We start from the raw sequence: 14,191 nt of genomic DNA on the forward strand, positions 1-14,191 counted from the left end.
CGGCAGGCGTAACGTGAACAACGTGGAATGGACCGCATGGTTCGATGCGCCGGAGTACGAATTCGCCCGGCAGGTGCTCCAGCGCGGCGTTGCCACGATCTTCCTTGTGGCGTTTCTCTCCTGCCGCAACCAGTTCCCGGCGCTGCTCGGAGAGCGCGGCCTGCTCCCGGTTCCGGACTACCTCGACAGTTTCAGGCGCCGCCGCCGGCCCAGCCTGTTCCTGTGGCGCTATTCGGACCGCCTGCTGCGGCTGGTCTGCTGGTGCGGCATGGCCATTTCGGCCACGCTCGTCCTGGGGCTTCCGCAGCTGGGACCGCCCTGGCTGCCGATGATCGCTTTCCTGGCCCTGTGGCTGCTGTACATGTCGATCGTGAACGTGGGACAGACCTTCTACGGGTTCGGGTGGGAGATGCTGCTGCTGGAGGCCGGCTTCACGGTGGCGTTCCTCGGCTCGGACCAGACGCCGCCGCCGCGGACAATCCTGATCCTGCTGGTCTGGCTGCTGTTCAGGCTTGAGTTCGGTGCCGGGATGATCAAGATCCGCGGTGGCAGCGAGTGGCGTGACCTGACCGCGCTGTATTACCACCACGAGACCCAGCCAATGCCGGGACCCTTGAGCCGGCAGGCCCACCTTCTGCCCAGGCCCCTGCACCGGATGGAGGTCCTGGGCAACCACTTCGCCCAGCTGGTGGTTCCCTTCTTCCTGTTCGCCCCGCAGCCGCTGGCCGGCATCGCCGCGGGCATCGTCATCTTTACCCAGCTGTGGCTGGTGGCGAGCGGGAACTTTGCGTGGCTCAACTGGATGGCCATCCTGCTGGCCTTCGCGGCAGTCAGCGATCCGGTGGCCCATGCCGTGCTCCCCGTCATACCGCTGGACTGGCATACGTACGGTTCAGCCGACAGTTCCGGCGCCGGCGGCGGCTTGCAGACCCCGGCCTGGTGGCTCGCCGTCGTGCTCGCCGTGACGCTGCTCCTGCTGGCGCTCAGCTACTGGCCGGCCCGGAACCTGCTGCAGCACCGGCAGCTGATGAACGCCAGCTTCAACCGCTGGCAGCTGGTGAACACGTACGGAGCCTTCGGCACGGTGACCAAACTGCGGATCGAGATCGTGGTGGAGGGCACCCTCGACGACGAGCCGGACGACGACTCCGACTGGCGGGAGTACGCATTCCGCGGGAAGCCCGGTGACGTCCGCCGGTTGCCCCGGCAGTGGGCTCCCTACCATCTCCGGCTGGACTGGCTGATGTGGTTCCTGCCCCTGCGCACCGTCCACGAAGAATGGTTCTACGCTTTCCTGGCCAAGCTGCTGCAGGCCGACGATGCTGTGCTGCGGCTGTTGCGCAAGGACCCGTTCGACGGCGTCCCTCCCCGGTGGGTGCGCGTCCACAGCTACCACTACCGCTTCGCGAGCCGGGTAGAACACCGCGAGACGGGGCAGCGCTGGATCCGGACCCTGCTGTATGAGGCCATTCCCCCCTTGTCCCTCCCGCCGGGGTCACGCTGACTTGAGGGCGTAGCGGCGCTCCGGACGGCCGGCACCGTATTTCAGGCGCACTTCGACCCTCGCCTCGTCGTGGAGGTATTCGAGGTAACGGCGTGCGCTGACCCTGGATGTGCCCAGCAGGTCCGCGACTTCGGCCGCCGACAGATCCGCTTCGGCGGACTCCAGCACGCCCACCACCCGGCTGAGGGTTTCCGGACTGCAACCTTTGGGGAGGCGGTTTTCCGTCCGTTCCCCGCGCTCGGTGCGCTCCAGCCCGAAGACCCGGTTGACGTCGGATTGCTCGGCGATGTCCTTGGCAAGGTCCAGACCCTGGTAGGCGCTGCGATAGTGCTCCAGCCGCTCCTGCAGGTCCGTCTGCGAAAACGGCTTGATCAGGTAATGGACTATGCCGCCGCGCAGCGCCCGGCGCACGGTTTCCACCTCGCGGGCCGCGCTGATCACCAGTACGTCCAGTTCCGGCGCGGTTTCCCGCAGCCTGCCCATGAGGTCCAGGCCGTTGATGTCGGGCAGGTGGATGTCCAGGAGGACCAGGTCAGGCTGCAGGCGGGCGGTTTCCGCGATTGCCTGGGCTCCGGTGTGCGCAACCCCTACGACGGCGAAACCCGGCGTGCGCTGGATGAAGCCGGCGTGGACCTTTGCCACCATGAAGTCATCATCGACGATCAGGACATTGATCATGCCCGGGTCCCCTTTCCTGTGGCCGGAGCCGCGTGTGCCGGCCCGCCTTCTGCCGGAGTCTCTTTAAGCGGCGTCCTCTTCAGCCGGGCCGTAAAGACAGCCCCGCCGTCGTTGGCCACTGCCAGGTCCCCGCCGCTTCGCCGGCAGACCACCCGCGAGAGTGCCAGGCCAAAGCCCCTGCCGCCGGCCGGGCCGGGCTGCTTGGTACTGAATCCCTGCCGAAAGATCTCATCGGCGGCTGCGCCGTCAATGCCCGGCCCGGTGTCCCGGACGGTCACCACCACTTCTTCGCGGCTGTCCTCGACGAGGACCCGGACCGATGCTTCCGCGGCTCCCGTGACGGCGTCGAGCGCGTTGTCCACGAGGTTTCCCACCACGGTGGTCAGGTCACGCGAGAGCTCATCGCCCACCGGCGACAGTGACGACGAGGGGTCCAGCTGCAGAGGCACACCCCGTTCCGCAGCAAGGCTTGATTTGGCGATCAGCAGGGCGGCGAGCGCCGGGTCCTGGATGCGGCTGGTCACATCGTCATTCAGGCGCGTCCGGTCCACCGTGACTCCATTGACGAACTGCACCACGGAATCGTACTCGCCGATCTGGATCAGCCCCGAAATTACGTGAAGCTGGTTGGCGAATTCGTGGGCCTGCGCCCTGAGCGTGTCCGTTGCCGTCCGTGTTGTGCCCAGTTCGCGTTCCAGGGATGAAAGCTCAGTCCGGTCACGCAACGTGGCTACGGAACCCATCACCCTGCCCTTGGAACGGATGGGCACCCGGTTCAGCACCACCAGGCGCTCCCCCACCAGCACCATCTGGTCCTGCCCGGGCTGCTCGCCGGTCAGGACTTCCTTGAGCGCCGGTTCCACGGGCAGTCCGGCCAGATCCTTGCCCACGCAGTCCGCCGGCAGGCCCAACAGGGCCCGGGCACTGTCGTTGGCCACAGTAATACGTCCGTGGAGGTCCAGCGCCACCACGCCTTCCTTGAGGCCATGCAGCATCGCTTCGCGGTTCTCCACCAGGCCCGAGATTTCGCTGGGCTCCATGCCGAGGGTCTGCCGCTTGACCCTGCGGGACAGCAGCAGGGAGCCGGCAACGCCCAGGACGCTGGCAACTCCCAAATAAGTCAACAGGTTAGGGACGGCATCCCCCAAGCGCTCCCACGTGGACGGGTAGTTCCGGCTGATGGACGCAATCCCGATCATGGTCCCGGAGTCGTCAAGGACCGGCACGTGGGCTGAAAGCACGGGGGTAGCCGTTCCGCCCACCACGCCGGTCCAGGCCCGGCCTTCCATCACCCGGCTCGCACCGAGTTCCAGCGGTCGGCCCAGCAGCCCGGGATCCGACGACGCCACCACCGTGCGGTCAGACCGGGCCAGTGCCACCTGCGCGGACCCGGAAACGGTGCGGACCGACTCGGCGACGGCTGACAGTGCCGCACTGCCGCGCGGTTCGGCCGAAGGAAGAAGCGCACGGACGGCGGGATTGCTGCCCAGGGCCTCAGCCGCGGACAGTGCCCGGCGCCCCTCGATCCGCTCAAACGCGGCGGCCGACTGGGCCAGGGAAATGGCGACGACGGCCACGAGGACGGCCAGGACAATCAGCAACTGCAGGACCAGGTATTGCCCGGCGAGGGACATTCCTCTTCGTCGAGTCACTGTGGTTCTTTCCTCTGGTGGGTGGGGTACCGGAACTATACCCCAGAGCACCCTGGCGGGCAGACGCGCAGCCGCTCCTCCGGGACGGCGTCCGGAGCCTGCGGTGGGACAGCGGAAACGTGAACGAAATGAACTTAACTTTCTCTGCGTACACAAGAGTGATGGCTGTCACTTCCACGCCTAGCATCAGAGCACCAGTCAGTTTTGCTGACTAGCTTTACCAGGAACTTTACTGAGAAGAGGAACACCATGCGCCAGAACCGCGCATTGCGAATTGCCGCCGTCGCTGCCGGCATCGCCCTGATGGCCACCGGCTGCGGTGCCACCGGCAAGAGCTCAACGAGCGGCAGCTCCAGCGCTGCTGCCGGACCCGTCACCGGGCTGCAGATCCTGGTCCCCAATACGCCCGGCGGCGGCTACGACACCACCGCGCGTGCCGCTGCGAAGGTTCTCGACGACGAGAAGATCGCCACCAACACCGAAGTCTTCAACCTCGCCGGTGCGGGCGGCACCGTGGGCCTGGCCCGCGTGGTCAACGAAAAGGGCAACGGCGACCTCACGATGCTGATGGGCCTGGGCGTGGTGGGTGCCAGCTACACCAACAAGTCCGCGTCCAAGCTGACGGACACCACGCCGCTGGCCAAGCTCATTGAAGAGCCCGGTGCCATCATGGTCAGCAAGGATTCGCCCTACAAGACCATCGATGACCTTGTGAAGGCCTGGAAGGCGGATCCGGGTTCCATCGCCGTCGGCGGCGGCTCCTCGCCGGGCGGACCCGACCACCTGCTGCCCATGCAGCTCGCAGGAGCCGTGGGAATCGACGCCACCAAGGTCAACTTTGTGTCCTACGACGGCGGTGGCGACCTGCTCCCGGCCATCCTCGGCAACAAGCTCGGCTTTGCTGCCTCGGGCGCCGGTGAGTACCTCAAGCAGATCGAATCGGGCGAAGTCCGTGTGCTGGCTACCAGCGGCGCTGAGCGGCTTGACGGCGTGGACGCCCCCACCCTGAAGGAATCCAACATCGACCTGGTGTTCACGAACTGGCGGGGCGTCGTTGCCCCTCCGGGAATCAGTGACACCGACAAGGCAGCCCTCATCGCAGCCCTCGAGAAGATGCACGGTACCGCTGCCTGGAAGGAGACCCTGAAGACGCACAGCTGGACCGACGCGTTTGTCACCGGTGACGAATTCAAGACCTTCCTGACCGAGCAGGACAAGCGGGTGGCGGACGTCCTCACGAAGCTTGGCTTGGCGTGAGCTCCTCACCAACGGTAGCCTCACGGCTCAAAGGCCGCTCCGAGCTGGGGGTCGCCCTCCTGCTCGGAGCGGCCGGGGTCATGGTCTTCCTCGACGCCTACGGCCTCGCGACACCCTATTCCAAGTCGGACCCGGTGGGTCCCAAAACGGTCCCCTTCATCGTGGCCGCCCTGCTCATCGTCTGCGCCGTGCTGCTGGCAGTAAATGTCATGCGCGGCGGCAAAGGCGAGGCTGAAGGCGGCGAGGACGTTGACCTGGCGCACCCGGCGGACTGGAAAACCGTGCTCCCGCTGGTGGGTGCCTTCATCGCGAACATCCTGCTCATCGACTGGGCCGGCTGGGTGATTTCCGGGACCATCCTGTTCTGGGGCAGCGTGTGGGCCCTCGGCGGGCGGAACTACGTCCGTGACGGCCTCATTTCCCTGGCCATGTCCATCCTGACCTTCTACGGCTTCTACCTGGGCCTCGGCATCGCATTGCCCGCGGGCTTGCTGGAAGGGATTCTCTAATGGACGTCGTCTCCTCCCTCATGGACGGTTTCGCCACCGCGCTGACCCCCATGAACTTCCTCTACGCAGTCATCGGCGTGGTCCTCGGCACCGCCGTGGGAGTCCTCCCGGGCCTTGGCCCGGCAATGACCGTGGCCCTGTTGCTTCCGGTCACCTACGCCCTGGAGCCCACCAGTGCCTTCATCATGTTCGCCGGCATCTACTACGGCGGCATGTACGGCGGCTCCACCACCTCCATCCTGCTCAACACTCCCGGTGAGTCCTCGTCGGTGGTCACCGCCATCGAAGGCAACAAGATGGCGAAAGCCGGGCGGGCGGCCCAGGCCTTGGCCACCGCCGCCATCGGTTCCTTTGTTGCCGGCACCATCGGTACAACGCTGCTCGCCGTCTGTGCGCCGATCGTGGTCCAGTTCGCCGTCAGCCTGGGCTCCCCCAGCTACTTTGCGATCATGGTGCTCGCCCTGCTGGCCGTCACCGCCGTACTGGGTTCCTCCCGGCTGCGCGGGTTCGCATCGCTGGGCCTGGGCCTGGCAATCGGCCTCGTGGGCATGGATTCAGTCACCGGCCAGCAGCGCCTCACCTTCGGGATGCCGCTCCTGGCCGACGGCCTGGACATCGTTGTGGTGGCGGTGGCCATCTTCGCAGTCGGCGAGGCTCTGTGGGTGGCCGCGCACCTGCGCCGCACTCCGATGAACATCATCCCGGTCGGACAACCCTGGATGGGCAAAGAGGACTGGAAGCGGTCCTGGAAACCCTGGCTCCGCGGTACGGCTTTCGGCTTCCCGTTCGGAGCACTTCCCGCGGGCGGCGCCGAGATCCCCACTTTCCTGTCCTACGTGACGGAGAAGCGGCTCTCCAAGCATCCCGAGGAATTCGGCCACGGCGCCATCGAAGGTGTTGCCGGGCCGGAAGCCGCCAACAATGCCGCGGCGGCAGGCACGCTGACCCCCATGCTTGCCCTGGGCCTGCCCACCAACGCAACGGCCGCCGTCATGCTGGCAGCTTTCACGTCCTACGGCATCCAGCCCGGGCCGCAGCTGTTCGCCAGCGAGGGCCCGCTGGTCTGGGCGCTGATTGCCAGCCTCTTCATCGGCAACTTCCTGCTCCTGATCATCAACCTTCCGCTGGCACCGGTCTGGGCGAAGCTCCTGCAGCTCCCCCGGCCGTACCTCTACGCCGGCATCCTGTTCTTCGCCACGCTGGGCGCCTATTCGGTGAACCTGCAGGCGTTCGACCTGGTCATCCTGCTGGTGCTTGGCGCGCTGGGGTTCATGATGCGGCGCTTCGGACTGCCTGTACTGCCGCTGATCCTGGGTGTAATCCTGGGGCCGCGGCTGGAAGGCCAGCTGCGCAAGACCCTCCAGCTCAGCGCCGGTGACCCGGCCGGCCTGTGGAGCGAGCCGATCGCCGTCGGGATCTGGGTCATCGTGGCGATCATCCTCCTCTGGCCGTTGCTGCTCAAGCTGATCCGCCGCAACCGCCCGACGCGCAGCTCACTGCTTCCCGCCAATTCCGGCGCAGCCGACTACAGCGACTAAATAGCGGCGGAGCATCGCCGAACCACACCGACCCGCATTCAGCAGATACAAGGAGCAACCATGACGATCGTGGTGGGATACGTCCCGACACCCGAGGGCGAAGCAGCGCTCGCCCAGGCCATCGCCGAGGCGCGGAATCGCAACGGCAGGCTGCTGGTCATCAACTCCTCCAAGGGTGATGCACTGGTGGACAACCGGTACGCACAGGAACCTGAGATCCAGAGCATTGAGGACCGGCTCGCTGCCCAGGGCATTGATCACGTGATCAAGCAGCCCGTCCGTGGCCATGATGCGGCTGCGGAGGTACTGGATGCCGCGGAGGAGCACAAGGCCGATCTGATTGTGATCGGTCTGCGCCGCCGCACCCCGGTAGGCAAGCTGATCCTGGGAAGCACGTCCCAACGGATACTGCTTGAGGCGGACTGCCCGGTGCTGGCAGTGAAGGCCGGCTGACGCCTCACGGCCGTCCAGGCCAGGGCGGCGCGAAAAAGCCGCAGTCCGGGAGTCCAACGACTCCCGGACTGCGGCTTTTCGCTTTGCGATGCGTTCAGGCGTCCCGGCCTAGCGGGCGGCCCGCCGAAGGGTTGATTCCGCGTGCTTGAGGATGGGGCCGTCGATCATCCTGCCGTTGAACTGGAACACTCCGCTTCCTGCAGCAGCGGCAGCCGCCAGGAGCTCCCTGGCCGCGGCGACGTCCGACTCCGCAGGGGCGTACGCTTCCCGGACCACAGCCACCTGGCCGGGGTGGATGCAGGCCTTTGCGCCGAATCCCGAGGCAACGGCGTCGCGTGACTCAGCTGCCAGCCCGTCAAGGTCTGGAATGTTGACGTACACCGCGTCGATGGCTTCCTTGCCGAAGGCCCCGGCCGCGAGCAGCACGGCGGACCGGGCGTGCAGCGCCACGGCCCGGTAGCCGCCGTCGTCGTTCCTGCTGGAGGTCCCGCCCAGTGACGCGAGAAGGTCCTCGGCGCCCCACATCAGGCCCACCACGTTTGGTTCGGCGGCGATGGCGGCGGCGTTGATGACTCCCGCGGCCGTCTCGCACAGCGCTATGACGCTGTAGTCCTCCAGCGCCTTGAGCTGGCCCGCGCTTTCGGCCTTGGCAAGCATCACGTGGCGGTACGGGGTGTGCTTGAGGCAGTGCAGATCCTTCTCGAACTCATCCGTGCCGGCCGGGTTGATCCGGATGATCGTCCGGCTGGGGTCCAGCTCCGGAACGTCGCCGGTGGCGCCGAGCTGGGCGAGGATGGCGCCGCGGGCCCGCTGCTTGTCAGCAGGCGCGACGGCGTCCTCCAGGTCCACGATCACGGCGTCGGAACGCTCCGCGGCCTTTTGGTATCGCTCGGGACGGTCGGCAGGACAGAAGAGCAGGGCGGGACCCATCAGGAAAGTCATGCTTCGATTGTCCCCTTTTCGGCGGTTTCTTTCTGCGTGTCCGCATGCGCCTCGCGCGTCCACATCAGGCAGCTCCGCGAGGCCAGCGCCACCACCACGCCGTCCTGGTTCCGGCCCGTGTGCTGCATGGTCACGATTCCCTGCCCCGGCCGGGATGCGGACAGCCGCTTGCCGGTGATGACCGTCTCCGTGTAGAGGGTGTCGCCGTGGTACAGCGGATGCGGAAACGACACGTCGGTCAGTCCCAGCTGCGCGATGATGGTCCCCTGGGTCAGCTGCGGAACGGACTGCCCCACCACAGTGGCCAGCGTGAACATGGAGTTCACCAGCCGCTGGCCGAACGGCTGCCCGGCACTCCAGGCCGCGTCAAGGTGCAGCGCCTGGGTGTTCATCGTCATGGTGGTGAACAGGACGTTGTCCGTCTCGGTCACCGTCCGGCCCGGGCGGTGGGCATAGACCACTCCCTCCTCAAGCTCGTCGAAGTAGAGGCCCCGCTGTTCCACGACGCGTGGGCTGCCAGTGGTTGAGCCAGTCGAAACCTCGTCCGCACTGGTCATACGGTCAGTTCCTGGTCCTCTTCGAAGAGTTCCGCACCCGTGGCCGCGGCGACTTCCTCGGCCGTCACATTGGGGGCCAGTTCGCGCAGCACGAGCCGGGAGGAGCCGCCTTCGGTGACGACGTCGATCACGGCGAGGTCCGTGATGATCCGGTCCACGCACCCTTTTCCGGTGAGCGGCAGGGTGCACTGCTGCACGATCTTGGGCCTGCCGTTGCGGTCCACGTGCTCCATCATCACGATCACCTTCTTGGCCCCGAACACCAGGTCCATGGCGCCGCCCATGCCCTTGACCATCTTGCCCGGGATCATCCAGTTGGCAAGGTCCCCGTTCTGGGCCACTTCCATGGCGCCGAGCACGGCGACATCCACATGGCCGCCCCGGATCATGCCGAACGAGGCGGCGGAGTCGAAGAACGCGGCGCCCTTGTTGACCGTGACGGTTTCCTTGCCGGCGTTGATCAGGTCCGGATCCACCTGGTCCTCGGCCGGGTACGGTCCCACGCCCAGGATGCCGTTTTCCGAGTGCAGCACCACTTCGATACCCGCCGGTATGTAGTTGGGGATCAGGGTGGGCATTCCGATGCCGAGGTTGACGTACTGCCCGTTCAGCAGTTCGGCAGCCACCCGGGCGGCCAGCTCGTTGCGGGTCCAGCCCCTCGTTTCGGGGCTGGTGCCCGCAGGATGCCCGACGGCGGACGGCCGGTACTCGTGGCGGACGGCTTCGGGACGGGGCGGGGCTCCCGGCGTGCTGTTCGATTCCACGGCTATGCTCCTGCCTGGTCAGTTGTTTGCTGGCCGGTTGTCTGGTGCTGAGTCCCTTGGGAGTGGTTGCCGGCGGAGGACACCGCGACCGTCCGCTTTTCGATGCGCTTCTCGCCCCGGGGTGCGAGGACAACCCGCTGGACGAAGATGCCGGGAACGTGCACATGCTCCGGATCCAGCCCGCCCGGCTCCACCAGTTCCTCAACCTCGGCGATGGTGATCCGTCCGGCCATGGCGCACAGCGGGTTGAAGTTCATCGCCGTGGCGTGGAAGACAAGGTTCCCGTGCCGGTCCCCCTTCCAGGCGTGGACCAGGCCGAAATCCGGGGTCAGCGATTCCTCCAGTACATAGTCGGCGCCGTTGAAGGTGCGGACCTCCTTCGGCGCGGAAGCGATGGCGATGGTGCCGTCGGCGTTGTACTTCTGCGGCAGGCCGCCGTCGGACACCTGGGTTCCCACACCGGCCGGGGTGTAGAACGCCGGGATGCCGGCGCCGCCGGCGCGGAGTTTCTCCGCGAGCGTGCCCTGCGGGGTGAGCACCACCTCGAGTTCGCCGGAGAGATACTGCCGGGCGAATTCCTTGTTCTCCCCGACGTAGGAGCTGATGGTGCGGCGGATTCTGCCGTCCTTCAGCAGGACCCCCAGCCCCCAGTCGTCCACGCCGCAGTTGTTGCTAACGGTTTCCAGGTCAGTTGTCCCGCGCCGGTGAAGGGCATCGATCAGGGCAACCGGGATCCCGCACAGTCCAAAGCCTCCGACGGCGAGCGAGGCGCCGTCGGGGATGTCGGCGACCGCAGCCTCGGCACTGGCAACAACCTTGTCAATCATCATTGATCCTTCCTGGTTGGCTCCCTGTATTCGCTCCCTGGCGGGGAAGCTAAAGGCCGAGTTCGCGGGCGATCAGCATCAGCTGGACCTCCGTGGTGCCCTCGCCGACTTCAAGGATCTTGGAGTCGCGGTAGTGCCGTGCCACGGTGAATTCGTTGATGAAGCCATAGCCGCCGAACACCTGGGTGGCGTCCCGCGCGTTGTCCATGGCTGCCTCGCCTGCGACCATCTTAGCGATGGCGGCCTGGGTCTTGAACGGCTTCCCGGCAAGCATCCTGGCCGCGGCGTCGTAGTAGGCCAGCCGGGCGGTGTGGGCCCGCGCTTCCATGCGTGCGATCTTGAACGCGATGGCCTGGTACTTGCCGATGTTCTGCCCGAATGCGCTGCGTTCCTTGGCGTATTTCACCGACAGGTCCACACAGCCCTGGGCCGCTCCCGTGGCGAGCGCGGCAATGGCGATGCGGCCCTCGTCCAGGATGGACAGGAAGTTGGCGTAGCCGCGGCCCTGCTCGCCGAGGAGGTTTGCCTCCGGCACGTGGACGTCCTTGAGCGTGAGCGGGTGGGTGTCGGAGGCGTTCCAGCCCACCTTGTTGTAGGCCTTCTCCGCCTTGAACCCGGGCGTGTTGGTGGGCACCAGGATGGTGGAAATTTCCTTCTTGACGCTGCCGTCCTGCCGCTCGTGCTTGGCGGTTACAGCAGTCACGGTGACCAGGCGGGTGATGTCAGTCCCGGAGTTGGTGATGAATTCCTTGTTGCCGTTGATGATCCACTCACCGCCCTCCAGCCGGGCGGTGGTCTTGGTGCCGCCCGCGTCGGAACCGGCTTCCGGTTCCGTCAGGCCGAAGCCGGCGAGCGCCTTGCCGGACGCCAGCGACGGCAGCCATTCCTCCTTCTGGGCGTCGGTGCCGAAGCGGTAAACGGGCATGGCGCCGAGGGAGACGCCGGCTTCCAGTGTGATGGCAACGGACTGGTCCACCCGGCCCAGCTGCTCCAGGGCGAGCGCCAGCGTGAAGTAGTCCCCGCCCATGCCGCCGAACTCTTCCGGGAACGGCAGGCCAAAGAGCCCCATGTCCGCCATCTGGGAGACGACCTCGTAAGGGAAGCTGTGTTCCTCATCGTGTTTCGCGGACACGGGGGCCACTACTTCGTCGGCGAATTCGCGGACGGTGTTGCTGAGGTCCTGGTATTCCTCGCTGAGCTCAAAATCAGCCATGTTGGGACTTCCTTGTCTTAACTTTGTGACGGGTCTGTTGGAGTACTGAACGGTTGATGCGGCGGCTACTCTGCCGCGCCCATGGCGATGACGGATTCTTCCACCGTGTCCTCCGCCTTTGAGGGCTCGGCCGGGACAGCGGGGTGGACCGTGGCAAGGACCTGGTCCGCCTTGACCAGGTCGCCGGGCGTGGCGCTGATGTGCACGGTGCCGTCGAGCGGCGCCACGAGCTGGTGCTCCATCTTCATGGCCTCCACGGAGAGTAAAACCTGGCCGGACTGCACGGCATCGCCGTTGCTGACGTTGACGGACACCACGGTGCCGGGCATCGGCGAGCGCACGGCCGGATCAGCGGCGCCTTCCTCGCGCTCGATCGCCGCGAGCGACCGGCCCAGCCGGGCCTCCCGGCTGAGGATCTCCAGCCGGCAGGACCAGCCGTCGTTGCCCAGGAACAACTCATCGGGTGCACCGGCCTCCGGGTTGTCCCAGCTCGGTATGACGGGGCCGGTGTAGACCGGTGCAAGGGAGTACCCGCGGGCTTCACCGTCGAGGGTCAGCACCACGTAGCTCCGCTTGAGGAACTGCAGCGACGCCGTACGCGGGGGCCCGTCGCCGACCGACACGAGGACCGGGCCGTCGGCGACACTGCCTGCCACGCCTACAGTTCCGATGCCGCCACCGGATGTTCCCAGGCTGATGCGCCGGGGAGCGTGAGCGCCGAGGCGCCAACCGTCGCGGCGCTGCCAGGGACCTGCCGACGGGACGGGATGGTGTTGCTCTTCCATCGCCACGGCGTACAGTGCGGCAGCGAGCATCTCGAAGTCGCCCGCGCGGCGGAAGGTGAACTCCGGCATCTTGCGTTCGATCAGGCCCGTGTCGAGGCGTCCGGCGCGGACGTCGGCGTCGTTGATCAGAAGCCTCAGGTACTCGACGTTGGTGTCGATGCCCAGCGCCGTGTACCCGGCGAGCGCCTCGTCCAGGGTGTCGAGGGCCGCGGTGCGGTCCGGGCCCCAGGCGATCACCTTGGAAATCATGGGGTCGTAGCTGGATGAGATCTCGAGGCCATCCATGAGCGCCGAGTCCACCCGGACGCGGCCACGGCCTGCCACAACCTCGTTGCGGGCAGGGGCGCTTGGCCGTTGCGCGGGGGCGGGCAGCTCGTCCAGCAGGAGGACATGTCCGGTTGACGGCAGGAAGTTGCGTTCCGGGATTTCGGCGTAGACGCGCGCCTCCACTGAGTGCCCGTTAAGCACGACGTCGTCCTGGCGGACGGTGAGTTCCTCACCGGCGGCGATCCGCACCTGCCATTCGACGAGGTCGAGGCCGGTGACCATCTCGGTGACCGGGTGCTCCACCTGCAGTCGCGTGTTCATCTCCATAAAGAAGAACTCGTCCGGAGCGTTGTCCGAGACCAGGAACTCCACGGTGCCTGCTCCGCTGTAGTTGACGCTGCGGGCGGCGTTGCAGGCTGCCTCGCCGATCCTCGCCCGAACGGCTTCGCCGTCGGGAAGGGATTCCAGCAGCGGCGAGGGGGCTTCCTCGATGACCTTCTGGTGGCGGCGCTGCAGGGAGCACTCGCGCTCCCCCAGGTGGATGACGTTGCCATGGTTGTCCGCGAGGACCTGCACCTCGATGTGGCGCGGGGTGGTGACGAGGCGTTCAAGGAACAACGTGTCATCGCCGAAAGCGCTGGCTGCGACCCGGCGGGCGGTGGCCAGGGTGGCCTCGAGGTCCTCAGGGCGTTCCACGATGTGCATGCCTTTGCCGCCGCCCCCTGCGGACGGCTTGATCAGCAGCGGGAAGCCGACGCCGGCCGCAGCTTCGATCAGCTGCGCGTCCGTCATGGCGGGTTCGGCAATGCCCGGAACCACGGGCACGCCGTAACCGGTGACGTGGTTCTTGGACCGGATCTTGTCACCCATGACGTTGAGGGATTCGACGCCGGGGCCGATGAAGACGATGCCCGCATTTTCCAGGGCACGGGCGAAGTCGACGTTCTCGCTGAGGAAGCCGTAGCCCGGGTGCACGGCCTCGGCGCCGGTCTCGCGGCACGCCTGGATGATGGCCTCGATCTTGAGGTAGCTTTCGGCGGCCGCCGCCGGGCCGATTCGGACGGCGCGGTCGGCTTCGCGCACGTGGCGGGCACCGGCGTCGGCGTCGCTGTAGACGGCCACCGACCGGATGCCGAGCGCGCGGAGGGTGCGGATCACGCGGCAGGCAATCTCGCCGCGGTTGGCGACGAGCACGGTGTTGAACATCGGTTTCGGTGAAGGCGTTGGCTGCTGGGGTGTTGGAGG

Annotated in this window: 13 protein-coding genes; 5 read left to right on the forward strand and 8 right to left on the reverse strand. The window is 66.7% G+C overall.

Features of this window, described 5'->3' with window-relative positions; all coding sequences use genetic code 11:
• The first annotated feature begins 22 nt into the window (after nucleotides 1–22).
• Nucleotides 23–1,504 carry a lipase maturation factor family protein gene (locus JOE31_RS15875; RefSeq protein ID WP_209746254.1) on the forward strand — a complete coding sequence of 494 codons (1,482 nt, stop codon included), beginning with the start codon at nucleotides 23–25 and terminating at the stop codon, nucleotides 1,502–1,504.
• Here the strand turns inward: JOE31_RS15875 and JOE31_RS15880 are convergent.
• Nucleotides 1,496–2,182 carry a response regulator gene (locus tag JOE31_RS15880; RefSeq protein ID WP_209746256.1) on the reverse strand — a complete coding sequence of 229 codons (687 nt, stop codon included), beginning with the start codon at nucleotides 2,180–2,182 and terminating at the stop codon, nucleotides 1,496–1,498. The two genes, JOE31_RS15875 and JOE31_RS15880, sit on opposite strands and share 9 nt — an antisense overlap.
• Nucleotides 2,179–3,816: a sensor histidine kinase gene (locus JOE31_RS15885; RefSeq protein WP_209748504.1), complete on the reverse strand. Its 1,638-nt coding sequence runs from the start codon at nucleotides 3,814–3,816 to the stop codon at nucleotides 2,179–2,181. The genes JOE31_RS15880 and JOE31_RS15885 overlap by 4 nt, the downstream gene beginning before the upstream one ends.
• A 267-nt stretch (nucleotides 3,817–4,083) precedes the next feature.
• Between JOE31_RS15885 and JOE31_RS15890 the strand changes: the two genes are divergently transcribed.
• From JOE31_RS15890 to JOE31_RS15905, 4 genes are read left to right on the forward strand one after another with little or no spacing between them, the layout of a single operon-like run.
• Nucleotides 4,084–5,091, forward strand: a complete 1,008-nt coding sequence (locus tag JOE31_RS15890) for a tripartite tricarboxylate transporter substrate binding protein (protein ID WP_209746258.1) — start codon at nucleotides 4,084–4,086, stop codon at nucleotides 5,089–5,091.
• Nucleotides 5,088–5,600 (forward strand): tripartite tricarboxylate transporter TctB family protein, encoded by a 513-nt coding sequence (locus JOE31_RS15895; RefSeq protein WP_209746260.1) that lies wholly within the window; start codon nucleotides 5,088–5,090, stop codon nucleotides 5,598–5,600. Before JOE31_RS15890 ends, JOE31_RS15895 begins: the two co-directional genes overlap by 4 nt.
• Nucleotides 5,600–7,138: a tripartite tricarboxylate transporter permease gene (locus JOE31_RS15900; protein WP_209746262.1), complete on the forward strand. Its 1,539-nt coding sequence runs from the start codon at nucleotides 5,600–5,602 to the stop codon at nucleotides 7,136–7,138. Before JOE31_RS15895 ends, JOE31_RS15900 begins: the two co-directional genes overlap by 1 nt.
• Nucleotides 7,139–7,198: 60 nt before the next feature.
• A complete protein-coding gene (locus JOE31_RS15905; RefSeq protein ID WP_011691253.1) occupies nucleotides 7,199–7,591 on the forward strand; it encodes a universal stress protein in 393 nt (130 codons plus the stop codon).
• 108 nt (nucleotides 7,592–7,699) lie between these two features.
• On the opposite strand, the gene JOE31_RS15910 is transcribed toward JOE31_RS15905, so the two are convergent.
• The 6 genes from JOE31_RS15910 to JOE31_RS15935 all read right to left on the reverse strand — a co-directional run bounded on the left by JOE31_RS15910 (nucleotide 7,700) and on the right by JOE31_RS15935 (nucleotide 14,152).
• The gene (locus JOE31_RS15910) at nucleotides 7,700–8,533 is read right to left on the reverse strand and encodes a CoA ester lyase (protein ID WP_209746265.1); all 834 of its coding nucleotides are present in this window, start codon (nucleotides 8,531–8,533) and stop codon (nucleotides 7,700–7,702) included.
• Nucleotides 8,530–9,090, reverse strand: coding sequence for a MaoC family dehydratase (locus tag JOE31_RS15915; RefSeq protein ID WP_209746268.1), 561 nt, complete (start codon nucleotides 9,088–9,090; stop codon nucleotides 8,530–8,532). The genes JOE31_RS15910 and JOE31_RS15915 overlap by 4 nt, the downstream gene beginning before the upstream one ends.
• On the reverse strand, nucleotides 9,087–9,854 hold the full coding sequence (locus JOE31_RS15920) for a CoA transferase subunit B (protein ID WP_307864434.1): 768 nt from the start codon (nucleotides 9,852–9,854) through the stop codon (nucleotides 9,087–9,089). The genes JOE31_RS15915 and JOE31_RS15920 overlap by 4 nt, the downstream gene beginning before the upstream one ends.
• Before the next feature lie 2 nt (nucleotides 9,855–9,856).
• Nucleotides 9,857–10,681: a CoA transferase subunit A gene (locus tag JOE31_RS15925; protein ID WP_209748508.1), complete on the reverse strand. Its 825-nt coding sequence runs from the start codon at nucleotides 10,679–10,681 to the stop codon at nucleotides 9,857–9,859.
• A gap of 49 nt (nucleotides 10,682–10,730) precedes the next feature.
• On the reverse strand, nucleotides 10,731–11,894 hold the full coding sequence (locus JOE31_RS15930) for an acyl-CoA dehydrogenase family protein (protein ID WP_209746270.1): 1,164 nt from the start codon (nucleotides 11,892–11,894) through the stop codon (nucleotides 10,731–10,733).
• Between the two features lie 65 nt (nucleotides 11,895–11,959).
• Complete coding sequence (locus JOE31_RS15935) at nucleotides 11,960–14,152, reverse strand: biotin carboxylase N-terminal domain-containing protein (protein WP_209748510.1); 2,193 nt, start codon at nucleotides 14,150–14,152, stop codon at nucleotides 11,960–11,962.
• Nucleotides 14,153–14,191 lie beyond the last annotated feature (39 nt).

The sequence above is a fragment of the Arthrobacter sp. PvP023 genome, from assembly GCF_017832975.1.
Classification (GTDB): Bacteria; Actinomycetota; Actinomycetes; order Actinomycetales; family Micrococcaceae; genus Arthrobacter.

Excerpts from the sequence above, each read along its gene's own strand:
- JOE31_RS15935 (WP_209748510.1), bottom strand. The coding sequence starts at position 14,152 with ATGTTCAACACCGTGCTCGTCGCCAACCGCGGCGAGATTGCCTGCCGC.
- JOE31_RS15910 (WP_209746265.1), bottom strand. The coding sequence starts at position 8,533 with ATGACTTTCCTGATGGGTCCCGCCCTGCTCTTCTGTCCTGCCGACCGT.
- JOE31_RS15890 (WP_209746258.1), top strand. The coding sequence starts at position 4,084 with ATGCGCCAGAACCGCGCATTGCGAATTGCCGCCGTCGCTGCCGGCATC.
- JOE31_RS15930 (WP_209746270.1), bottom strand. The coding sequence starts at position 11,894 with ATGGCTGATTTTGAGCTCAGCGAGGAATACCAGGACCTCAGCAACACC.
- JOE31_RS15905 (WP_011691253.1), top strand. The coding sequence starts at position 7,199 with ATGACGATCGTGGTGGGATACGTCCCGACACCCGAGGGCGAAGCAGCG.
- JOE31_RS15880 (WP_209746256.1), bottom strand. The coding sequence starts at position 2,182 with ATGATCAATGTCCTGATCGTCGATGATGACTTCATGGTGGCAAAGGTC.
- JOE31_RS15900 (WP_209746262.1), top strand. The coding sequence starts at position 5,600 with ATGGACGTCGTCTCCTCCCTCATGGACGGTTTCGCCACCGCGCTGACC.
- JOE31_RS15885 (WP_209748504.1), bottom strand. The coding sequence starts at position 3,816 with ATGTCCCTCGCCGGGCAATACCTGGTCCTGCAGTTGCTGATTGTCCTG.
- JOE31_RS15915 (WP_209746268.1), bottom strand. The coding sequence starts at position 9,090 with ATGACCAGTGCGGACGAGGTTTCGACTGGCTCAACCACTGGCAGCCCA.
- JOE31_RS15925 (WP_209748508.1), bottom strand. The coding sequence starts at position 10,681 with ATGATTGACAAGGTTGTTGCCAGTGCCGAGGCTGCGGTCGCCGACATC.